Here is a 20,178-nt window from a genome sequence, read left to right as displayed (position 1 = left end):
TGATACAGCGCACCAGACCCATTACAGTTTAGCGTTATCGGCCAAGTCTGCACGGACTACAGAGGATAACGGCTCTTAACGTGTAGATAAAGCGACACTTACCGCTGCGTCCGCATGGATTAGAGTCGTATCGAAAATGGGCAGAGTCACATCTGCTGCATTAATCAGCAATCCAATTTCTGTGCATCCAAGGATTACGGCCTCTGCGCCAGCGCGTTTTAAATCCTCAACCACACGGCAGTAATAATCTTTGGACGCGGGTTTGATCTCTCCTTGGCAGAGCTCCTCATAGATGATGCGGTGTACTTCGCTTCGGCTGTCACTATCAGGTGTAATCACGCTGATACCATGTTTCTCTTCCAAGCGGCCTCTATAAAAGTATTGCTCCATGGTAAAGCGGGTACCCAGCAAGCCGACTTTTTGTACACCAGCTGCTTTGAGCTGTTGTGCGGTGGCATCAGCGATATGGAGTAGTGGAATCTGAGTTGCTTCTTGCACGGCCGGCGCGACTTTGTGCATGGTGTTGGTACATATCAGTATTAGGTCTGCCCCCGCAGCTTCCAGCTGCTTAGCGGCTTGGGAGAGAATATCCGCGGTTGCGGGCCAATCTCCCTTGTGTTGAAGGGCTTCTATCTCTGCGAAATCAACGCTGACCATGGCGATCTTGGCTGAATGTAAACCGCCTAGTGCGTTCTTTATGCCCTGATTAATCTGGGTGTAATAGGTGACAGTCGATTCCCAGCTCATGCCGCCCAATAGTCCTATTGTTTTCATGGATGCTTTGTTTCCTTTGCTATTCAATGAGTTATTTGAGAGGCTTGCAGCTACATAGCCTCATGCTAGTTTGGATTGAGAACGGGTGCTGATATTGGCCGTTGCGCTGGTCTCCGCACGTGTTTTCCTTAGTTCATGTGCTGAAGCGTTTAGACGCGAGAAAGGATACGCAAGGCGATGATTATCATCCCCACAGAAAAACATATCGATTGGCGCCGAACGCCGATCATATTGATTGCACTGATTGGTCTTAACATCATCATCTTTAGCTTTTATCAATCGGGAGATTCGCTCAAGATTGATCGCTCTGTTGGCCAATATGTCAATGACGACTACCTAGACCTTGAGTGGCCTGCCTACCAAAAGTTCCTCACCTCACAGGGCAAAACTGAGCAACTAAACGAATTCCAGAGCTTTTACGATCAAGGAGATCATTACCAGCTTGCTTATTGGTTGCTGAGTGACGCGGCATTTGCTGATCACTTTGGGGAACGGCGAGAAGCCCTCTATCCAAGGGTGCGGGACTATTACTGGCAACAGCGTGATGAGCTGCATCAGCAACTTGCGTCGGTAAGTGTGGTCGCATATGGGTTTAACTCGCAGCAGTTTAACCCGCTGACGCTTGTTACTTACCAGTTTCTGCACGGAGACCTACTTCATCTGGTGGGCAATATGTTTATTCTCGCTGTATGTGGGTTTGCGGTTGAGGTCTCGATAGGGCACGGGTTATTTTTGCTCTTTTACTTGTTAGCGGGTACGGCTGGCGCGCTGTTATATGGCGCTTTCAACACAGGGCCTTCATCGTTGGTAGGGGCCTCAGGAGCTATCTCTGGTGTCATGGCGATGTATCTCGGTATTTTTCGCCTTCGGCGCATCGAGTTTTTTTACTGGATCTTTGTGTTTGCAGGTTACTTCCGCGCGCCTGCGCTGTTCATACTTCCGGTGTACATAGCGAATGAGCTGCTTAACTATGTTAACCAGCCTGATTCCAATGTTGCTTTTATGGCCCATACCGGTGGATTTGTCGTTGGAGCAGTGCTGGTTTTAGTCACTAATAATCTCAAACATCCTGTGATTGATCAGGCCTATATTGAAGAAGATCAGGAGGTGCCCGCTGCACAAAAAGCACGAGCCCTCATCTATCAATATTTGGAGAAGTTTCAGTTTGAGTCAGCTTTAGCGGAGATCGAACGCTTTCAATCGCGCTTTGGTGATGATTTTGAGTTATCCCGTATGCACATTGTGCTATCAGCTCAGCTGGGTAAGCCCTATGAAGACGCACTAAAAAGGCTTTTGAATTGGCCAAGTGTATCGCAGCGCCAGTTGCGGCAACTGAATGCGCTCTGGCGCGAGACACCAGAGCTGCTCGCGACACTTGATGATGATGCGCTCGCTAAGTTGGGTGTGAAGTTTTTACAGCTTCCCGACCGCTCGTATGCTGAAGCCATTTGTGAGCAGTTGCAGTCGCGTGAAGCGAAATCTCCGCTTTTTGCTGATCTTGCAACCCGCTTAGCTAATCTGCACTCGAAGTTGGGTAACAAGAACAAGAGTGCGAACTACCAAGCGATTGCTGAACGTTTGAACCAGGGACACTGGCTGTGAGTGATACGATGTCGTTTTGCAAATACCACCCCACCGAGCATGCTCAATATGTTTGTCACCAATGCGAACTCAACTGCTGCAGCGAGTGCGTTGTCGGCGGAGAGACTTTTGGTACCGAGTGCTGCCCTCTATGCGGATCGCGCCTAGAATTTCTTGGTGATGCGACGAACGCGGAGCCGTTTTGGCGGCGCATTGATAAAAGCTTTAAATACCCCATCAGCAAAGAGACTCTAATGTTGATCATAGGGGTTGCCGTGACATCGGCTGTATTAGCTAATGTAGGCGGCTTTATTGCATTTGTGGTGGTGCTGCTGTTAACCGGTGCGATGATGAAATACAGCTTCATCTGCATGGTGGCCACGGCAAACGGCCATATGCAAGCGCCCCCCATATCTGAAGCGTTTACGGGCGGGGTTCGCCTTATCCTTAGCTTGACCGGTATGCTGATCATCATGACTGCCATCGTATTTACGGTTTATAGCCAGCTTGGTGTGTATGCGGCGGCAGTGCTTGGGTTGTTTTATATGGTGTGTTTTCCCGCTGTGCTCATGCACTACGCGCTATCGGACAGCGTTTTAGCGTCGATCAACCCCCTTAACATTCTGCATACCGTTAAAACCATTGGGTTTCCTTACGCTTTGCTACTGGCATTTATCGCCATGATGTCGGTATCGGTTGCCACGATACATGGCCTTATTGGTGACGGCTACAGTGTGGTGGCCGTTGCACTACAGAGTATGGTGTCCGATTACTACATGGTTGTTCTTTTCCATGTGATGGGATACATCCTGTTTATCAATCAGCATGGTTTTGGCTATGAAGCTCGGCGCGAAGATGATGAGCAGCAACCGCTGATTCCTCTAAGTGCAGAGGAGCGCCTTCTGGCCACGGTTGCGATTTTTGTCAAAGAAGGGGACTTTTCGCGAGCTTTTGAGGAGCTTTCTAAAACGGTAAAGAGTCAACCTTCAGAGCGTCTCTACCAGCGCTATTTTGATCTTGCTTTTGCGAGCCGCTCGGTAGACCAGTTGCGGCGTTTAGTCCCGCAATATATGGGGTATTTGATTCGCCGTGGTCGGGAGCGTCAGATCTATGATCTCTACCGCAAAACGCTACACGTGGATAAGCAGTTTCTGCCTGAGACGCCGTTGGGGTGCCATCAGCTTGCAGGCATTTGTATGACTCATGGGAATCCCGAGCTAGGAGTCCGTTTGCTGAATGGCTTGCATCGACGCTTTCCTGATTATGACAACCTCAACGGAGCCTACATACTGATGGCAGATCTATTAGAAATGATTCCTAAAGCCGCTCACAAGGCGTCGGAATATCGCGCATTTGCTGAGAATTTTGCAGCATTAGGCGAGTCTAGCAAGGAGATGAACCCCAGTGCCGATTGACTTCGGTAATGTGACATAAACCCGAAATGATACTGCAGTGATAACTGGTGATCTAAAGGTTTATTGATAGCGTAACGCAAAACATAAAAGATATATCTTGTTATCGATAATGATATTGATTATCATTTGTATGTCTTTTAATGAATGGCTTCAATAAGCGAAACAAGGAGCAGATATGAACCACTCCACTGACCGAGCTGCCGAGAGCAGCGTTGCCTCTTTTGTCGTTGCGGTATTTGCCATGGGTTTACTGGCAGCAGTGATGTTGATCCCTGCATAGCAGATGCACCCGCAGCTAGATAAATGCGTAGCGCGGGCGCCATCATTATGGACAAGGGCCGATTCGCTGGCCTGTCCATGATGAATCCATGTTCACTTCCATTCCCTGCACCGACATAGTCATCTGCATCTTTCCTGACATCGCGTCGCCATTAACCTTCAGTATACCATTACCTTTTGCTTGACCACCTTCCTCTTGGCACACCATTTTCCATGTGATGGTATCGCTCGTGACATTAACATCTGAGACAGCACAAGACTGGTCTTCTTGATCAATAAATAGCTCTGGGGTCACCTCAGTTTCGGTAACGCATTCGCGCGTCGTTTCTTTCATCGGTTGTGGCAGCATCGATGATTTAATAACGGTTGTGGACTCCCACAAACCCGGCTCAACGGGAATGCCCTCAGCACTGGTTAACGTTGAGGCACAAACGAGCAATGAAGCGCAGAGATAGCGTTGGCAACGCATAGTGATGTCCTTTAATTAGGTCGGCTGAATATAGGATTTCATTCTATTGGCTTCTCAGGTGAATAGCCATTGCGAAAATAGGTGATCGATTTAACGACACCAGAGCGCTGAACGCTTATAATTGCGCACTTTTATTGATTTACACTGGAGCTCCAGCATGGCTGATATCGTTGTTTGCGCACTTTACAAATTTGTGACGCTCGATAATTTCCAAGAGATTCGCGAACCTTTGACACAAGTGATGCAAAGCAACCATATTCGCGGCACGTTACTGTTGGCCAATGAAGGTATTAACGGAACTGTATCCGGATCTCGCGAAGGTATTGATAGCTTGCTGACGTGGCTGAAATCAGACCCGCGTTTGGCCGATCTTGACTACAAAGAGTCATACCATGAAAAACAACCGTTTAAGCGTGGCAAAGTGAAACTCAAGAAGGAGATTGTCACACTGGGCGTTGAGGGCATCGACCCAAAACGTGTCGTGGGTACCTATATCGAGCCACAGGATTGGAATGCTCTCATCTCTGACCCAGACGTCGTCGTTGTCGATACGCGTAATGACTATGAGGTCCAAGTCGGTACCTTTAAGCATGCAGTGAACCCCGAGACAGATACCTTCCGTGAGTTTCCAGCGTATGTTGCAGAAAACATGAATCCTGAAAAGCAGAAGAAGGTTGCGATGTTTTGCACCGGTGGCATTCGCTGTGAAAAGTCGACGGCCTTTATGCTTGAGCAGGGCTTTGAAGAGGTTTATCACCTCAAGGGCGGTATCTTGAAATATCTCGAAGAGGTGGATCAAGAGGAATCCCTATGGGAAGGTGAGTGCTTCGTATTTGATGACCGTGTGACAGTCAATCATCAGTTGGAGAAAGGCCAATATGAAGCCTGTGCGGCTTGCCGCCTACCTATTACTGCTGAGGATAAAGCAAGCGATAAGTTTGAGCAGGGTGTTAGCTGCCCGCACTGTTTTGGTACGCATAGTGAAGATCAGCTAGCGCGCTTTCGACAGCGTGAACTACAAATGCGCCTCGCCAGAGAACGCGGTGAGGGGCACCTGGGTGAAGAAGCCAATGAAAGTACGCAAACACGTCGTCAGAAAAAGCAGGCAGATCGTGAGCGTCAGCAGCAAGCACAGCAACGCAAATCAGGCAACTGAGGCATAACGCTTTTAGTCTAGGTCGCTGATTAATTTAAATTTATAGCTAACAAACAAAAACAGCTGTGCTATAACTTAGGGAAAAGATAATACAGGGTAGGAGAACACTATGGCTGACTCTGGCAGCAACTATCAGCAGCGCTTCGATGCACTCTCTAGCGCATTAGAGCAAATTGTTGTGCACCTTAATGCCGCTGGTGAGGTGACCGATGTCAGAGCTGGGGATGCTCAGTGGTTGCATCCTGATGTACTCCTAACCCGTACGTTCTCAAGCCTTTTCTCATCGGATATTAGCGCGCATATTGATGCTCAAATCGAAAGTGCGCTAGCCTCACGTGAGCCGCAAAAACTGTTAGTATCGATGAACCCTGAGCATTCATTGGACTGGCGTGAAGCCGGTCTTACTGATGCGCAGGTATGGGACACACGTATCGTTGCTGTAAATGATGATGAGCTGCTCTGGATTGCTCGCGATATTGCAGATGCGAAGCGTTCAGAGCAAAAAGCGATTACATTAGCACAGCGTGATCCTCTCACAGGCGCATACAACCGCCGGGCCTTGATGACCATTCTCAAGCAGTCTGTTGCCCAAGCCAAACGTTATGACTGGGTATGCTCATTCCTGAAAATAGATATCGATCACTTCAGCGACATCAATAGCACACATGGTTTAGATGCGGGTGATCGAGTGTTGCAAGCCTTTGTGCAAGCGATGCAAAACTTTAAACGTACAGCCGATTTCTTTGCGCGCTTCTCTGATGATGCATTTGTGATGTTTCTGCCTGAAACTAATCACGATCAGGCGTTGTTGGCAGCGGAGCGGGTGCGCCGTCTAGCGGAAAACTTAGAGATCGATTTCGAAGATGTCACACTCAAGATTACGGTGTGTATAGGCTCGGCAACGCTGCAAGATGCGGAAGATTCGGCTGAAGATATCTTAAAGCGTGCAGAAGAGAACCTGTTTATCGCCAAGCAAAGTGGTTCCAATCGAATTGAAGGCGAGAGTGAGGCTTAAGCGTTTGTCATGAAAAAAGGAGGCTATTTAGCCTCCTTTTTTGTTGCTCTAATCAGCTATGTTTAGTGCGGCTGCGCTGGTGCTTCAGTGCTGCACCACCTGAAAACACGATAAGCCCTGCCCAGATAAGAGCAAAAGTGACCCAGTCATCCTGATTGAAAGGCTCGCCGAGTATCAACACTGCAGATAATAACTGCAGAGACGGTGCGAGATAAATCATAAACCCGAGTACGGTTAAACTAAGGTGTTTCGCCGCGGCTGAAAAGGCAATGAGTGGCAATGCCGTAATAATGCCGGAAAGTATGAGTAGTCCCCAATCGTAACTGGATAACGATGAACCGGTGCCAGCAAGCAGCAAATAGCTTAAATACGCCAATGCTGCAGGTACGAGAATCAGCGTTTCGATGAATAGCCCCGATACGGCATCCACCTGTGTTTGCTTTCGGATTAACCCGTAAAACGCGAAGGTTGTTGCCAGCGTTAGCGATATCCAAGGTAGCTCTCCGACGCTAATTAGCTTATAGCCCACACCTGCAAGCGCCAAGCCGATCGCTATCTTCTGAAAACCGAATAGCGTCTCTTTCAAGAAAATCACCGCCAGCGCGACGGCCACCAGTGGATTAATAAAGTAACCCAAGCTCGCCTCGACCGCGCGGCCTGCCCCCACGGCCCAGATGTATAGCACCCAATTAATTGCGATCATGCACGAGGAGCCTGCCAGCAGCAGAAGTAAGCGGCGATCATTAAACGCATAGCGCACCTTTTTCCATTGGCGGGTGGCGCTTAAAACAATCGCGACAAAAATCAGCGACCAAAGAACACGGTGGCCCAGTACTTCTACAGCGGGGATGTGTTTAACAAGGTGGAAGAAGAGCGCGAAGCAGCCCCAAATACCATAAGCGGCAAGCGCAAGCAGCAGGCCTCGTTGGGAATCGTTCAAAGTGACGTCCTTGTTGCGGGATCAAAAAAACGAGCGCCTCAATAGCGCTCGCGAATATGTTGAATTGTGCGGTGGTGTTTCAGCGCTCAGGCTGTGGTCTAGCTAAGGTCTGGATGCTGTTTAAGACATGCGACCAATGCTTCCATCTGTTCCTGAGTACCAATGGTGATACGCAAGAAGTTGTCTATCTCTGGGCGACTGAAGTGGCGCACTAAAATATTGTTGGTACGCAGGTAGCCCATTAGCTCAGCGCCCTCAATAAAGCGATGCTCAGCGAATACAAAGTTTGTAGCCGATGGGATGACCTTAAAGCCTAGCTCTGATAGTTGCTCGGTTGTCCATTGGCGCGTAGTCATAATCTGCGCCACGGACTGCTCAAAGTAGGATTGATCTTGCAGGGCAGCAACCGCCGTTTTTTGTGCCAGCGCGTCAAGTGGATAGGAATTAAAGCTATTTTTTACGCGCTCCAAGCCATCGATCAGCTCTGTATGGCCGATGGCAAAGCCAACTCGCATACCTGCGAGTGAGCGCGATTTAGAGAAGGTTTGGATGACCAACACATTCGGGTATTTGTCCACTAACGCGACTGCGCTTTGGGCGCCAAAATCAACGTAAGCTTCATCAACAATAACAACGGATTCGGTATTGCGCTGCAGAAGTGCTTCAATCTCATCTAACGATAGTGACCTGCCCGTGGGTGCATTTGGATTTGCAAAGATGATGCCGCCGTTCTCAGTCGTGTAGTTTGTTAGTGCAATTGAGAAGTCATCCTCAAGGGGAATATGTTGATAGTCGATCTGGTAAAGGTTGCAATACACATCGTAGAAGCTGTAGGTGATAGACGGCATCAACAACGGCTTATCTTGGCGGAAAAATGCCATGAACGCGTGTGCGAGCACCTCGTCTGAGCCGTTCCCAACAAAGACTTGGGCACGCTCAACACCGTAGCAGTTTGCGAGTGCCTCTTTAAGTTCTGTCGAGTCAGGGTCTGGGTACAGAGTGAGTCGAGCAGTATCGTAATGATGCAGTGCTTGCTCAACAGCCGGCGAGGGGGGGAAAGGGTTCTCGTTGGTGTTAAGTTTGATCAGATTAGTAACCTTAGGCTGTTCACCAGGAACATAAGGTGTGAGGTCACGAATCGCTGCACTCCAGAACTTGCTCATTTGATCTCTCGTTTAAATTAACCAATTGGTTTAAATGGCAAAACAGAATAGCAAAATTCAGCTGTCGAGAATATCTGCGCCAGCTGAATTTTTTATGCCAACATGTCGTTGGTTACCGTGCAGCCGTTTGCAAGCTTTTAAAGCGTGTCACCAGCTGTGTTAGGCCTGCCTCGTTATAGGCGTCGAGTAACGCAGAGCCCACGATGGCGATATCCGCATGACCAATCAGCGCCGTGATATGTTCCGGCTTGCTAATTCCAAAGCCAACACCGAGCGGTACTGACGTTTGCTGTTTTAGCGTATCTAAGTTGTCTGTTACTGCATCGAATGCAGTAGCACCACCAGTAACACCTGATCGGCTTACACAGTAGAGCATACCGCTGGCAGCGCTGAGGGTTTGGGCTAAGCGAGCGGAGTCCATCTGTGGAATGGTTAGCCAGATCGGTGCAATGTCCGCAGCCTTTAGTGGCTCAACGAAGCTGGCTTGCTCTATCGGCAGATCGGGGATGATTAAGCCACTTATAGCAGGCGCTGCGGCGTCGGCTAAGGCTTCAAAACCAAATTGTAACATTGGGTTAAGGTAGCTCATAAGTACGAGTTTGCTGTCAGGGTAGCGTGTGGCAAGGGCGTTGATATCGGCCAAGCACTGGCGAAGTGTAGGAGCATTCTCTAGCGCGACGTGACAGGCGTTAGTGATCGTTGGCCCATCGGCGACTGGGTCAGAAAAAGGAAACTGAACTTCAAGAATATCCGTGCCTTCGCGCAGCAATGTCTCCATGATCTCTAGGCTATCTTTTATCGTTGGATAGCCATAGATAACATGGGTCATAAGGAGGATCGGTCGGCTCTCGCGCTGAGTCTTGATATAGGTTTGCAGGGTGCTCATGCTTGCTTCTCCCGCGCTAGATAGTCTGCTAGGAAGTCGTTAAATGGGGCGTCTTTTAGGGCGCTGGCGATGTTAAACAGGTCCTTATCGCCGCGGCCTGATAAATTCACAACGAGTTTTTCGTCACGCGAAAGCTTTGGTGCCTCAGCAATTGCCGCTGCAACAGCGTGAGAGGACTCGAGTGCCGCGATAATGCCCTCTGTTGTGGCAAGTCGTTTAAAGGCGTCTAGTACGGCTTCGTCGCGTGCGGCTGTCATGCGTAGCTCATTGCGCTTGACCATATCCGCAAGAATCGGGGAAACGCCGACATAATCCAGACCCGCCGAGATCGATTGCGTTGGCAGTAGCTGGCCTTGCTCGTCTTGCAAGAACTCAGTAGCGTAACCTTGTGCGATCCCGAAGCGTGCTTGATCGGTGTTGAAGCGCATCGCGTGCTCTCCTACGCCGTCACCAATTCCGCCGGCCTCGACACCCACAAGCTCGGTTGTTGTGCCTTTGTAGGGCAGGAAGATTCCGCAGGCGTTACTGCCACCGCCAACACAAGCATAGATCTTATCAGGTTGACGCCCGAGTACTTCCGGCGCTTGGCTGAACACTTCTTCGCCAATGATCGACTGGAATCCGGCGACCATCTCAGGGTAGGGGGCGCATCCGCAACTTGTGCCGATCAGGTAGTGGGTGTCATTAAAACTACTCGACCAGTCGCGCATCGCTTCATCTAGCGCATCCTTTAAAGTGGCCGCGCCGGTTGTGACAGGTACTACCGTTGCGCCCAGTTGCTTCATCCAGAACACATTAGGGTACTGGCGTTCAATATCGTGGGCACCCATGTAAACGGTGCATTCAAGGCCTAGACGGGCAGAAACCAATGCGGAAGCCACGCCATGTTGACCAGCACCCGTTTCAGCGATCACGCGTTTTTTGCCCATGCGTTTCGCGAGCAAGCCTTGGCCGATCACGTTATTCATCTTGTGCGCGCCGCTGTGGTTTAGATCTTCGCGCTTAAGATAGATTTGAGCGCCGCCCAACTGCTGAGATAAGTTCGGACAGGGGGTTAGCGGTGTTGGGCGTCCAGAATACTGTTGCATCTGTGCCAGCATTTCAGCTTTGAATTCGGGATCAACCATCGCTTCTCGGTAAGCGCTGAGCAGATCTTGTTGGCTATTGAACAGTATTTCGGGAATAAAGCTTCCCCCATATTGACCAAAACGTCCTTCATCACTCATGATCAGATCCTGATATAAATTATTAACTAAACGGTTTAGTTAAATTAATCGTTTTTTTTTTGCGCGTCAATGGGGGATTTATGGCGAGAGGGCGTCCATCAAAACGTCAGCTCATTGTCGATACGGCATTTGAGTTATTTGCTGAGCGTGGTTATCAAGGTACGTCTATCGACCTTGTTGTGCAGGTTGCCGGTGTATCTAAGCCGACGGTTTACAATAATTTTCCGAGTAAGTTGGCGTTGTTATTAGCGGTGCTGGAGCAGCAGGCGGCTGAGCTTAGTAAGCACTTCAGCCAAGCAGAAACTGAACATAGTGATGGGCTGGAGCGCATTCTGGCGTTTTATCAAGCACTTGTTAAAGATGCGGCACGGCTGGCGATCTATCGCATCTTTCTTGGCGAGGAGCATAAGTTATCAGATGAGCTCAAGGTTGCGTTTGCAGACTATCAGTCGCAAATCGAACGCTGGGTTTTGGCTCAAGCGCCGAACCCGTTAGAAAGGTTGAGCGGTTCGGCTATGTTGTTGCAGGGAGCTTTGGTACAGGGGTTTATGCTACCTGCGCTTATGGGGATGGATCCTGATGAGGGTGCCGTGCGCCGTGCGCTGTCTGGCTTGCTAAAGCACTGCTAGAGCACCTTCGAGTAGGGAAGTGCTACCTTGTCCATAGTGGCTATGTGTCGGTGTAGCCAGTTTGGGAAAACATCAACGAGATAGGTGCGTATGGCGTCTATATCGGTGTATTGCTGCCAGTGATCTAGGGCTGCCCGCAGTTCACGGATGACGCGGCGATGCTCTTGGCGGTGGCGCAGATAGTTAGGGCAGCTGTAGGCTTGCATGAGCTCTTCCTCACGCGAAAAGTGGTCAGCTTGGTGCTGGACTAATGCTTGAAAGTGCAGCGAAATTAACGATTCTTGCTCAGGGCTGGGCGTGCGCAGAACCTGTTCAAGCTGGTCGATGCGACGAAAAACCTCCTGGTGATCCTCCTCAATGACCGTATGCACGGTGTGAGCGGTATCGTGACCGAAAGGGCTGTTTGGCATGAGCGGCTCCCGTTTCTTATTCTTCTGCTTTGAGGTTACGTCGACTTGCGATAGGTTCCTATTTGGCTTTTGTCTAATTTAGAAGTCTATTCTGTACGCCAGTCTAGCCAGTAGCTGTAATCGATACGTGTGGATTCATGCAAGGCTTGCTGGAACTGCGCTGAGGGTGTGTTACTGCACTTGACTGGGTGGAACTCGGGTTCTGTCCATCCCGTCATTCCCCCGAGATAGTCCCGCTGATAGCCCCACGTACCGCACGCCAAAATGGTGTCGTATCGTTGGTTGCGAGTGCATACTGCACAGGTTTCAAAACCAACGAAAATGTCTTGTCCTTCAATACCATAACCATCTGATATGTAAGGGGTATCGTAGATGGCGACTTCCGATGCACGCGAGTGCCGACCCTGCCAAGGTTTGTCGCGCGAGTCGATGGGGGTTTGGTGTGAGTTGTAGCCATGCTCAAGTGGTGCGGCATCGTAAAACGGGTGCAGGAAGCCATCAGGTACATCGATCTGTACTGACCGTTCGGGTGGAATTAGTCGCGCATTGGTGTGGCGCACCTGAATAACACGATATTGGTCGCATTGGGCGAAGTTACCGTGTTGTAAATGCCCTTGCCGACTTGGAAAAAGGTGTATTTCAAGGCCAACGCCTGTTGCGTTATCCCGTGGCGTGTACGCCGCGTTGTGGCGACTGTCGTGATACCACTCGCGCGAGAACACTAAAATGCCCAGTGCTTGTTTGTCGTAAATAACTGGACAGACTTTGCCTACCAGCAACTCGGTCGCGCTAATTGATTGGGCAAAAGCCGTGCATAGGAAAACAGAGTAAACTGTTTGAATTAAATGTTTCATAACAGCTCCTTTTGCTTGTTCTTAGGCGGAGTGTCACGATTTCAGTATAGATGGTTTGTGTTTGAATTCCAGTTGCTAGTTTTGGCTATGCAAGGCCTTGCTCTCACTCGTTTTCGCTTACAGTGCCGCTTCCATTTCGGCACGTACTTGTTTGACGTCTTGTTCTAGTTGGTCGATACGTGCTTTATCAGAGGCTGTAAGGTTGCGCTCACGATGAGCATACTGGACTTGCGTCAAGGCTCGATCGATCTGACCGGTCAGCAGAAAATAGTCGATGCGGGCTTCATGTACAGCGATGTTTCGTCCAGCTTGCCCGAGAGCTTCTGCTAGTAGGTAGTGGGTTGTAACGTCATTTGGGTATTCACGTTTAAGATCATTGAGAACCTGTACCGCTTTATCGGCTAAACCTGCGCCCATATATGCCTCTGCGCGGCGTTGTTCAACGGCAAAATTACCCGGGTATACCGCGGCTAGGCCATCGAGTGTTTGCGCGGCTTGCCTCCAGCGTAGAGCTGCAATATCGGCTTCAACGCCCGTGAGTTGTGTAAATAGATGCTTTCGCCATTCATCGGGAAGCTTAGCTAGTGCCTGCTTCGCTTGATCTGGACGGCTTAAACGGATCGCTGCGACAGCAAAGGCGTATAGGTCTTCGGGCTTGCCGCTAGAGCGATGTTTGTCTTGGAAATGGTTGTAAGCAGTTTGAGGGTTTGATTCATAGTACACCGCCATACGCGCCTTAACCGCTGCGAACTCAATACTGCGGCGGGTCAGTGTTGGCTTTCCGAGCCGCTCAGCGCGGTTGAGAGAGTCCGCAATACGTGCTTCGGTAACGGGGTGAGTCAATAAAAACTCAGGTGGTTTGCTTAAAAAGCGCTGTGATGCTTGCATACGGGAGAACATACGAGGCATCGCGCTGGGGTCGATACCAGCAGAAACGAGTGTTTGCATACCCACTCGGTCAGCCTCACGTTCGTTTTGACGGCTAAAGGAGAGACGGGCGGACTGTTGAGCGGCAATAGATGTAGAGATCGCCGCTGCGCCCGCTTGGGAGTCGGCGGCTGCAATCAGTACGCTGGCTAAGAAACTAGCGATGGCCAGTGGGCGATTGCGACGTGATTCCTCTAAACTCGCTGCATAGTGGCGCTGGCTAAGGTGCGCCAGCTCGTGTGCAAGTACCGAAGCAAGCTCGTCTTCCCGTTCTGCAGCAAGCAGCAGGCCGCCGTGAATACCGATAATGCCGCCCGGTACCGCGAAGGCGTTAAACGTTTGATTATCAACAACGACCAAGTCGATGCGGCGGTCTTGCAGCTGGCTATGACCAACCAGCTCCCAACTGAGGTCGTGTAGATAGGACACAGCGAGTGGATCGTCCAAGAGCTTGACGCTTCCTCGTAATGAGCGCACCCATGCGCGGCCAAGACGGTGCTCCTGATCCAGAGAGATCGTGGAGGATGCGGCGTCTGTGAGTACCGGTAGGTCGCTGTTCGCAATTGCTCGGGAAGATACTGAGAGCACAAGGATGAAGAAAAAAAGATGAACGAATCGCATGTAAAAGATCTCACTGGCTTTTAAGGTGGTGATAACCATGTCATTATCGTGGCATTTTTTAGCTGAGACACCTTTCAGCCAAAGTAACATACGTAATGTATTGATATAAGGCCAGAATATGCCAGATATTGAAGTTGACGAGTTTCTTGATGCCTCCGGCCTCAATTGCCCGATGCCACTGCTGAAAACGAAGCAAAAGCTAAATCAGATGCTACCCGGCGAGCTATTAAAAGTGATTGCGACGGATGGCGGCTCGCAACGAGACTTTAAAGCATTTACTGATCAGTCCGACCATGAGCTGATTGAAATGTTCACCGAGGGTGGTGACTATATCTACGTGATTCGTCGCGGGTAACTAGAACAATACAAGGCATAACTACCTATGAGAGCAATTTTCTCGAAGTGGATCGAACGCTACTTTTCGGATGAGGAGGCACTGTTTCTCTTCCTTCTACTCAGTGTATCGCTCGTTATTATCCTAACGCTAGGGAAGCCGCTTGCCCCTGTATTTGCAGGTTTGATTATCGCCTTTTTGATGCAGGGCGGTGTGGACTGGTTAAAGGAGCGTAAAGTCCCTCACTTAGTATCAGTCTCTATTGTCTTTGTCGGCTTTATCGGTTTTGTGCTTGCCTTGGCGCTGGTGGTTATACCGCTCGCTTGGCAGCAGTTATCGACCTTTTTCAAAGATCTGCCCAATATGGTGCAAGAGGTTCAAGCGCTACTGCTGGTATTGCCCGAAACGTATCCACAGTGGATTTCAGAAGACAAAGTGCGCGATATCATGAACTTGGCGACCAGTGAGCTAACAACTGCGAGCCAATGGGTCTTTACTTACTCGGTCAACTCCTTAACAAGTATTGTGACAGTGCTTGTTTATGTGGTGCTGGTGCCCATATTAGTGTTCTTCTTTCTTAAAGATGGCCGCAGTCTGGTGAAGTGGTGGACCTCGTTTCTACCGCGCAAGCGCCAGATGATGACCAAAATTTGGGATGAAATGGACGACCAGATTGCTAATTACATTCGTGGCAAAGTCATTGAGATCATGATTGTTGGTTTGGTGACGTACGTAACCTTCCTGTTCTTGGGCATCAATTATGCGGCGTTACTTGGGATTTTGGTGGGGCTTTCGGTGCTTATCCCTTATATCGGCGCGGCGCTGGTAACCTTGCCGGTGGCTCTGGTGGGTTTCTTTCAGTGGGGCTGGAGTAGTGAGTTCATGTACTTAATGATCGCTTACGGCATCATTCAAGCTTTGGATGGTAACGTGTTGGTGCCGCTGCTGTTCTCAGAGGCTGTCAACTTGCACCCCATCGCAATCATTGTTGCAGTGCTTCTATTTGGTACTTTGTGGGGGTTTTGGGGTGTATTCTTCGCGATTCCACTAGCGACCCTCGTGAAAGCGGTGATCAATGCTTGGCCCGGGCCCTTAGAGAGGGATGAGAAAGAGCTGGAAGAGGCTGCGTAAAACTAAAAAGCCCAGCTAAATGCTGGGTTTTTTTACGTTAGCCTGTCGGTGGGCTAGGGCAGATTCAGGCGCTATAGCGCTTTAACTGCTTCCAGGACTTCGTCCACGTGACCTTTGACCTTAACTTTGCGCCACTCGTTGCGCAGGATACCTTCGGCATCGATCAAAAAGGTGCTGCGCTCGATACCCATATATTCCTTGCCGTACAGTTTTTTCAACTTAATGACATCAAAGTGCTTGCAGAAGGCCTCTTCAGGGTCACTGATCAGCTCAAATGGGAACTCGTGTTTTTTCTTGAAGTTCTCATGGGTACGCATGCTGTCTTTACTGACGCCAAATATCACCGTGTTAGCCACTTCGAACTCGGCGTAGAGGTCGCGGAAGTTTTGTCCCTCTGTTGTGCAGCCAGGCGTGTTGTCCTTCGGATAAAAGTAGATCACAACATTTTTGCCTTTCAGCTCAGAGAGTGTGACGGTGGTCTCGCTGGTGGCTTGAGCGGTTGTGTCCGCAATGGGTTGGCCAACTTCAGGTGTAGACATGGTTTTCATCCTTACGTTAAAAAAAGCGTTATCGCTACTACGCTTATTCGGCATAAATCGTTTAGAATACTGAGCCCTATACGATATCAGATCAAAGTTTAGATTTGAGCACTCTGTTAAATCTTAAATCTGGGCTTTTTAGATGGAGAACAAAATGATTACCGGCAGTATTGTAGCGCTAGTGACCCCGATGAAAGCAAACGGTGAGATCGATTGGGACGGTCTTGATAAGGTTGTTGACTTTCATCTGGAGAAGGGCACGGACTCGATCGTTGCTGTTGGCACGACGGGTGAATCAGCAACGCTAGATTGCAACGAGCACTGTGCGGTAATCAAACGTGTGGTTGAGCGCGTCAAAGGCAAAATCCCTGTTATCGCGGGAACTGGCGCAAACTCAACAACAGAAGCTATCGACCTAACACGCGAGGCAAAAAATGCGGGTGCTGCGGCGTGCTTACTGGTTACGCCATACTACAACAAGCCGACTCAGGAAGGTTTGTATCAGCACTTTAAAGCGATTGCGAAAGCGGTTGATGTGCCACAGATTCTTTACAACGTGCCGGGCCGTACAGCTTGCGATATGTTGCCCGAGACGGTTCTGCGTTTAGCGGAAATTGACAACATCATCGGTATTAAAGAAGCGACCGGCGATGTAGACCGTGCCCGTGAGTTAATCGCTAAAGCACCAAAAGATTTCGCGATCTATTCCGGTGACGATGCAACGGCTATTGAGCTTATTCTGGCGGGTGGTCACGGCAATATTTCTGTGACAGCGAACGTTGCGCCAGCTGAGATGTCAGAGCTTTGCCGTTTAGGTTTGGCAGGTGAAACAGAAGCTGCTCGTGAATTGCAGGCGCGCTTGATGCCGTTGCATACACAGCTCTTTGTTGAAGCGAATCCAATCCCTGTTAAATGGGCTATGTATGATATGGGCCTAATCGATGACGGCATTCGATTACCTTTGACCCTCCTATCGAGCCAGTATCATGCAGTGGTGCGTCAAGCTTTGGTAGACAGTGGCATTTCAGAATAAGGAGTAACCTGATGCGTTTGTTTCCTCTCGTTCTAGCAGCTTCCATGTTGGTTAGCGCTGGTTGTAGCATGATGGACAAAAACCCAATCTATGGGGAAGACGGCTTGCTACGTGACCGCTCTCAGGACTACGAGAAAGCAAGCGCAGATAGGAAACTCGAGATACCGGCGCACCTCAAAGTGCGCCAAACAGAAGATTTACTGGTTGTGCCTACCGCAGGCCAAACTGCAGCTGCTCGTGTTGGCTCATTTGAAGTACCGCGTCCTGAATTTTTCTATGCGGATACCGGCAGTGAAGCGGTTAACTTAAAACGCCAAGGCGATGAGAAGCTGATCGTTGTTGATGAGCCTATCGCTGCGGTATGGGAAAAAACCTTGGACTTCATGAAGTTCAATGCCATTCCTGTTGCCAGTGCCAACCCACGGACAGGCGAGATCGAGTCCGATTGGATCTTGGTGAGCGGTCCTGAATACAACATGGTCGACAGCTGGATTAAGAGGCTGACATTTCAAACCATCGAAGGTGGCACGAAGAACAAGCTGAAGTTCTCCGTCAAACCTGACGCTGCCGACTATGGCCGCACATCTATCGCGTTGCAGCATGTTGCTCTACCTGAGGATGCGCAGGTTGCTGCGGTCGATTGGGACAACACGTCGCATGATGTTGGCTACAAGTCCGATATGATGTTTGAGATGCTGCGGTATCTGTCCAAGGCAACGCTTAAACCATCAGAGCGCTCGTTGCTGGCCTACCAACAACAGCCGAGCCAGACACGCCCTCAGTTGGGTCGCGACTCCCGTGGTAATCCCGTATTGAAGTTTGGCTCATCGGCAGATCAGTCTTGGTCACTGCTAAATACAGCGGTGGATCGTGCTGATCTTGATGTTGGTACGCGTGATCAATCCCTTGGCATGATGTACATGACCTACACAACCTCGACACCTATTGATCGCAAGAAGGAGATGGGGTTCTTCGAGTGGCTATTCTCTGACCGCGAAGAGATTAAAATTGATACTGGCACCATCGCCAGCGTGTTTGGCGTCGACGATGATAGTGTTATCCGTTACAGCGCGAACGAAGTGCCTCAAGAGCCATTAGAAGAGGGGCAAGCGCGTGCTTTGGATGATCCTAATAATGCAGCTAACCAAGACGGCTACAAAATTTGGTTCGCCGGACGTGTTGTTTACGTGTTTGGCGGCGGTAATAAGAAAGGCAGTTACAACGCAGAGACAGATGCGTATGAGCACACAGGGCGTTATCAGCTGAAAATGACGCGTTCACGCTCAGGTGTTTACATCACCGTTAAAGATGACGAGGGTCTTGCCGCACCAGCGATTGTCGCTGAAGAGATCCTGTGGGCTATCAAAGACAACATCCCTGCTAAGCGCTAGCTTGGTAGATCGAAGAGAGTTATTTTGGAGATATTAATGGAAAAGCGCGAAGAGCTATATTCCGGTAAAGCCAAGTCTGTTTACTCGACAGACAACCCTGATTACATGATCATGTTTTTCCGCAACGACACCTCAGCGTTTGATGGTAAGAAAGTGGAACAACTTGAGCGCAAGGGAATGGTCAACAATAAGTTCAACGCGTTCATCATGTCCAAGCTAGAAGAAGCGGGTATTCCCACACACTTTGAAAAGCTGATTTCAGATCAAGAGTGTGTTGTTAAAAAGCTAGATATGATGCCGATCGAATGTGTTGTTCGAAACTATGCTGCAGGCTCAATCTGCCGCCGTTTGGGTGTTGAAGAAGGCCTAGAGTTAAACCCGCCAACGTTCGAGTTCTTCCTAAAGAACGATGAGCTTGGCGATCCAATGGTTAACGAACATCATATCGAATCTTTCGGTTGGGCTGAAAAAGCGCATATCGAAACGGCGAAAGAGCTAACCTTTAAAGTAAATGCTGTACTCAAGCAGATGTTTGATGATGCAGGCCTGTTGTTAGTTGACCATAAACTGGAGTTTGGTTTGTTCAAGGGTGAAGTTGTACTGGGAGATGAGTTCTCACCAGACGGTTGCCGCCTTTGGGACAAAGAGACGCGTGAAAAGCTCGATAAAGATCGTTTCCGCCAGGGGCTTGGTGGAGTTGTTGAAGGCTACGAAGAAGTTGGCCGCCGCTTAGGGATCAACTTCGATTAAGCGTTAATGAGTGAATAAAAAACCTGCCAAGTGCAGGTTTTTTAGTTTCAGCGGTATCGATGGCGTAATCGCCAACTCATATTAGAGCTGATTGGATATAAACTCTTCGATCTGGTCGATCTCTCGCTCGTTGAAAACCGGTATCCCGTGGCGTTGTAACTCAGCTGCGGTAACCCCAGCACCTGGGACCACTGTTCCGCTGAATTTGCCGTCATAGACCTCGCGGTTACCACATGATGGGCTGCGGCTCTTAAGGAGTGCGCAGCATGCTCCCTCGCGCTTGGCGCGCTCTACAGCCAGCTCTGCACCTGTTACGAATTGCGGTGTGACATCTTTCTCATTCTGGTCGACGACCAAGACCGGATGGTGGTTTTTGATCTCGGCGGGTGCGCGTGGAATCGGTAAACCACCAGCGACTTCAGGGCAGAATGGTATTAAACGTCCTTCCTCTTGCCATTTCTTGATTAACGGATGCTCTATTAGGCTGTGACGCCCGTCATAACGGACTTTTTGACCTAAAAAACAGGCACTCATTAGGATTTTTTTCATTGTTATTGGCTTCCTTGAGTTCGTGTGGTGACGCATTTTAACGTCATGAGTAGGAACTTCAAATGAGAAGCGGGTTTATTTGCTTGTCGTCAATCAACTTGGCATC

Annotated in this window: 21 protein-coding genes; 10 read left to right on the top strand and 11 right to left on the bottom strand. The window is 49.5% G+C overall.

Features of this window, described 5'->3' with window-relative positions:
- Window positions 1–75: 75 nt before the first annotated feature.
- Complete coding sequence (locus E4L36_RS02760; protein WP_136679067.1) at window positions 76–774, bottom strand: aspartate/glutamate racemase family protein; 699 nt, start codon at window positions 772–774, stop codon at window positions 76–78.
- A 177-nt stretch (window positions 775–951) separates the two neighbouring features.
- On the opposite strand from E4L36_RS02760, the gene E4L36_RS02755 reads away from it, so the two are divergent.
- Both E4L36_RS02755 and E4L36_RS02750 read left to right on the top strand, forming a co-directional pair.
- Complete coding sequence (locus E4L36_RS02755) at window positions 952–2,376, top strand: rhomboid family intramembrane serine protease (RefSeq protein WP_136679065.1); 1,425 nt, start codon at window positions 952–954, stop codon at window positions 2,374–2,376.
- Entirely contained in the window at window positions 2,373–3,770 is a 1,398-nt protein-coding gene (locus E4L36_RS02750; RefSeq protein WP_136679063.1) for a B-box zinc finger protein, read from the top strand. Before E4L36_RS02755 ends, E4L36_RS02750 begins: the two co-directional genes overlap by 4 nt.
- A 325-nt stretch (window positions 3,771–4,095) precedes the next feature.
- Here E4L36_RS02750 and E4L36_RS02745 read toward each other — a convergent pair whose 3' ends face one another.
- A complete protein-coding gene (locus E4L36_RS02745) occupies window positions 4,096–4,518 on the bottom strand; it encodes a DUF3617 family protein (protein ID WP_136679060.1) in 423 nt (140 codons plus the stop codon).
- Between the two features lie 157 nt (window positions 4,519–4,675).
- On the opposite strand from E4L36_RS02745, the gene E4L36_RS02740 reads away from it, so the two are divergent.
- Both E4L36_RS02740 and E4L36_RS02735 read left to right on the top strand, forming a co-directional pair.
- On the top strand, window positions 4,676–5,674 hold the full coding sequence (locus E4L36_RS02740) for a rhodanese-related sulfurtransferase (RefSeq protein WP_136679058.1): 999 nt from the start codon (window positions 4,676–4,678) through the stop codon (window positions 5,672–5,674).
- Between the two features lie 109 nt (window positions 5,675–5,783).
- On the top strand, window positions 5,784–6,689 hold the full coding sequence (locus tag E4L36_RS02735) for a sensor domain-containing diguanylate cyclase (RefSeq protein ID WP_136679055.1): 906 nt from the start codon (window positions 5,784–5,786) through the stop codon (window positions 6,687–6,689).
- A 52-nt stretch (window positions 6,690–6,741) separates the two neighbouring features.
- Here the strand turns inward: E4L36_RS02735 and rarD are convergent, their stop codons facing one another.
- From rarD to trpB, 4 genes are all read right to left on the bottom strand, one after another.
- Entirely contained in the window at window positions 6,742–7,629 is an 888-nt protein-coding gene (rarD, locus tag E4L36_RS02730; protein WP_136679052.1) for an EamA family transporter RarD, read from the bottom strand.
- Window positions 7,630–7,727: 98 nt separating this feature from the next.
- The gene (gene hisC, locus E4L36_RS02725) at window positions 7,728–8,792 is read right to left on the bottom strand and encodes a histidinol-phosphate transaminase (protein WP_136679050.1); all 1,065 of its coding nucleotides are present in this window, start codon (window positions 8,790–8,792) and stop codon (window positions 7,728–7,730) included.
- Between the two features lie 112 nt (window positions 8,793–8,904).
- Complete coding sequence (gene trpA / locus E4L36_RS02720) at window positions 8,905–9,678, bottom strand: tryptophan synthase subunit alpha (protein WP_136679048.1); 774 nt, start codon at window positions 9,676–9,678, stop codon at window positions 8,905–8,907.
- Window positions 9,675–10,904 carry a tryptophan synthase subunit beta gene (gene trpB, locus E4L36_RS02715; RefSeq protein WP_136679046.1) on the bottom strand — a complete coding sequence of 410 codons (1,230 nt, stop codon included), beginning with the start codon at window positions 10,902–10,904 and terminating at the stop codon, window positions 9,675–9,677. The genes trpA and trpB overlap by 4 nt, the downstream gene beginning before the upstream one ends.
- Before the next feature lie 80 nt (window positions 10,905–10,984).
- Between trpB and E4L36_RS02710 the strand changes: the two genes are divergently transcribed.
- Window positions 10,985–11,533, top strand: coding sequence for a TetR/AcrR family transcriptional regulator (locus E4L36_RS02710; RefSeq protein ID WP_136679044.1), 549 nt, complete (start codon window positions 10,985–10,987; stop codon window positions 11,531–11,533).
- On the opposite strand, the gene E4L36_RS02705 is transcribed toward E4L36_RS02710, so the two are convergent.
- From E4L36_RS02705 to E4L36_RS02695, 3 genes are all read right to left on the bottom strand, one after another.
- Window positions 11,530–11,943: a hemerythrin family protein gene (locus E4L36_RS02705; protein WP_136679042.1), complete on the bottom strand. Its 414-nt coding sequence runs from the start codon at window positions 11,941–11,943 to the stop codon at window positions 11,530–11,532. The genes E4L36_RS02710 and E4L36_RS02705 overlap by 4 nt on opposite strands.
- Before the next feature lie 86 nt (window positions 11,944–12,029).
- Window positions 12,030–12,797: a hypothetical protein gene (locus E4L36_RS02700; RefSeq protein ID WP_136679041.1), complete on the bottom strand. Its 768-nt coding sequence runs from the start codon at window positions 12,795–12,797 to the stop codon at window positions 12,030–12,032.
- Between the two features lie 117 nt (window positions 12,798–12,914).
- Complete coding sequence (locus E4L36_RS02695; protein ID WP_136679039.1) at window positions 12,915–14,345, bottom strand: M48 family metalloprotease; 1,431 nt, start codon at window positions 14,343–14,345, stop codon at window positions 12,915–12,917.
- A 118-nt stretch (window positions 14,346–14,463) separates the two neighbouring features.
- On the opposite strand from E4L36_RS02695, the gene E4L36_RS02690 reads away from it, so the two are divergent.
- Window positions 14,464–14,700 carry a sulfurtransferase TusA family protein gene (locus tag E4L36_RS02690; protein ID WP_136679037.1) on the top strand — a complete coding sequence of 79 codons (237 nt, stop codon included), beginning with the start codon at window positions 14,464–14,466 and terminating at the stop codon, window positions 14,698–14,700.
- A gap of 27 nt (window positions 14,701–14,727) precedes the next feature.
- Complete coding sequence (locus E4L36_RS02685) at window positions 14,728–15,810, top strand: AI-2E family transporter (protein WP_136679036.1); 1,083 nt, start codon at window positions 14,728–14,730, stop codon at window positions 15,808–15,810.
- 71 nt (window positions 15,811–15,881) lie between these two features.
- Here E4L36_RS02685 and E4L36_RS02680 read toward each other — a convergent pair whose 3' ends face one another.
- Complete coding sequence (locus E4L36_RS02680) at window positions 15,882–16,349, bottom strand: peroxiredoxin (RefSeq protein WP_136679034.1); 468 nt, start codon at window positions 16,347–16,349, stop codon at window positions 15,882–15,884.
- 154 nt (window positions 16,350–16,503) lie between these two features.
- Between E4L36_RS02680 and dapA the strand changes: the two genes are divergently transcribed.
- The 3 genes from dapA to purC are packed head-to-tail and all read left to right on the top strand — an operon-like array spanning window position 16,504 to window position 19,523.
- Window positions 16,504–17,382 carry a 4-hydroxy-tetrahydrodipicolinate synthase gene (dapA, locus tag E4L36_RS02675; protein ID WP_136679271.1) on the top strand — a complete coding sequence of 293 codons (879 nt, stop codon included), beginning with the start codon at window positions 16,504–16,506 and terminating at the stop codon, window positions 17,380–17,382.
- Window positions 17,383–17,393: 11 nt separating this feature from the next.
- Window positions 17,394–18,773: an outer membrane protein assembly factor BamC gene (gene bamC, locus E4L36_RS02670; RefSeq protein ID WP_136679032.1), complete on the top strand. Its 1,380-nt coding sequence runs from the start codon at window positions 17,394–17,396 to the stop codon at window positions 18,771–18,773.
- 36 nt (window positions 18,774–18,809) lie between these two features.
- The gene (purC, locus tag E4L36_RS02665; protein WP_136679029.1) at window positions 18,810–19,523 is read left to right on the top strand and encodes a phosphoribosylaminoimidazolesuccinocarboxamide synthase; all 714 of its coding nucleotides are present in this window, start codon (window positions 18,810–18,812) and stop codon (window positions 19,521–19,523) included.
- Between the two features lie 81 nt (window positions 19,524–19,604).
- Here purC and E4L36_RS02660 read toward each other — a convergent pair whose 3' ends face one another.
- On the bottom strand, window positions 19,605–20,072 hold the full coding sequence (locus E4L36_RS02660; RefSeq protein ID WP_136679027.1) for a DUF523 domain-containing protein: 468 nt from the start codon (window positions 20,070–20,072) through the stop codon (window positions 19,605–19,607).
- Between the last annotated feature and the right edge of the window lie 106 nt (window positions 20,073–20,178).

The organism is Neptunomonas sp. XY-337 (assembly GCF_004959845.1).
Classification (GTDB): domain Bacteria; phylum Pseudomonadota; class Gammaproteobacteria; order Pseudomonadales; family Balneatricaceae; genus Neptunomonas; species Neptunomonas marina.
The sequence above is the reverse complement of the archived record's forward strand: the minus strand, read 5'-3'. Positions and strand labels throughout refer to the sequence as shown.

Coding starts and splice junctions, on each gene's coding strand:
- E4L36_RS02760 (WP_136679067.1), bottom strand. CDS start 774: ATGAAAACAATAGGACTATTGGGCGGCATGAGCTGGGAATCGACTGTC.
- E4L36_RS02755 (WP_136679065.1), top strand. CDS start 952: ATGATTATCATCCCCACAGAAAAACATATCGATTGGCGCCGAACGCCG.
- E4L36_RS02745 (WP_136679060.1), bottom strand. CDS start 4,518: ATGCGTTGCCAACGCTATCTCTGCGCTTCATTGCTCGTTTGTGCCTCA.
- E4L36_RS02740 (WP_136679058.1), top strand. CDS start 4,676: ATGGCTGATATCGTTGTTTGCGCACTTTACAAATTTGTGACGCTCGAT.
- E4L36_RS02735 (WP_136679055.1), top strand. CDS start 5,784: ATGGCTGACTCTGGCAGCAACTATCAGCAGCGCTTCGATGCACTCTCT.
- hisC (WP_136679050.1), bottom strand. CDS start 8,792: ATGAGCAAGTTCTGGAGTGCAGCGATTCGTGACCTCACACCTTATGTT.
- trpA (WP_136679048.1), bottom strand. CDS start 9,678: ATGAGCACCCTGCAAACCTATATCAAGACTCAGCGCGAGAGCCGACCG.
- trpB (WP_136679046.1), bottom strand. CDS start 10,904: ATGAGTGATGAAGGACGTTTTGGTCAATATGGGGGAAGCTTTATTCCC.
- E4L36_RS02710 (WP_136679044.1), top strand. CDS start 10,985: ATGGCGAGAGGGCGTCCATCAAAACGTCAGCTCATTGTCGATACGGCA.
- E4L36_RS02705 (WP_136679042.1), bottom strand. CDS start 11,943: ATGCCAAACAGCCCTTTCGGTCACGATACCGCTCACACCGTGCATACG.
- E4L36_RS02700 (WP_136679041.1), bottom strand. CDS start 12,797: ATGAAACATTTAATTCAAACAGTTTACTCTGTTTTCCTATGCACGGCT.
- E4L36_RS02695 (WP_136679039.1), bottom strand. CDS start 14,345: ATGCGATTCGTTCATCTTTTTTTCTTCATCCTTGTGCTCTCAGTATCT.
- E4L36_RS02690 (WP_136679037.1), top strand. CDS start 14,464: ATGCCAGATATTGAAGTTGACGAGTTTCTTGATGCCTCCGGCCTCAAT.
- E4L36_RS02685 (WP_136679036.1), top strand. CDS start 14,728: ATGAGAGCAATTTTCTCGAAGTGGATCGAACGCTACTTTTCGGATGAG.
- E4L36_RS02680 (WP_136679034.1), bottom strand. CDS start 16,349: ATGTCTACACCTGAAGTTGGCCAACCCATTGCGGACACAACCGCTCAA.
- dapA (WP_136679271.1), top strand. CDS start 16,504: ATGATTACCGGCAGTATTGTAGCGCTAGTGACCCCGATGAAAGCAAAC.
- bamC (WP_136679032.1), top strand. CDS start 17,394: ATGCGTTTGTTTCCTCTCGTTCTAGCAGCTTCCATGTTGGTTAGCGCT.
- purC (WP_136679029.1), top strand. CDS start 18,810: ATGGAAAAGCGCGAAGAGCTATATTCCGGTAAAGCCAAGTCTGTTTAC.
- E4L36_RS02660 (WP_136679027.1), bottom strand. CDS start 20,072: ATGAAAAAAATCCTAATGAGTGCCTGTTTTTTAGGTCAAAAAGTCCGT.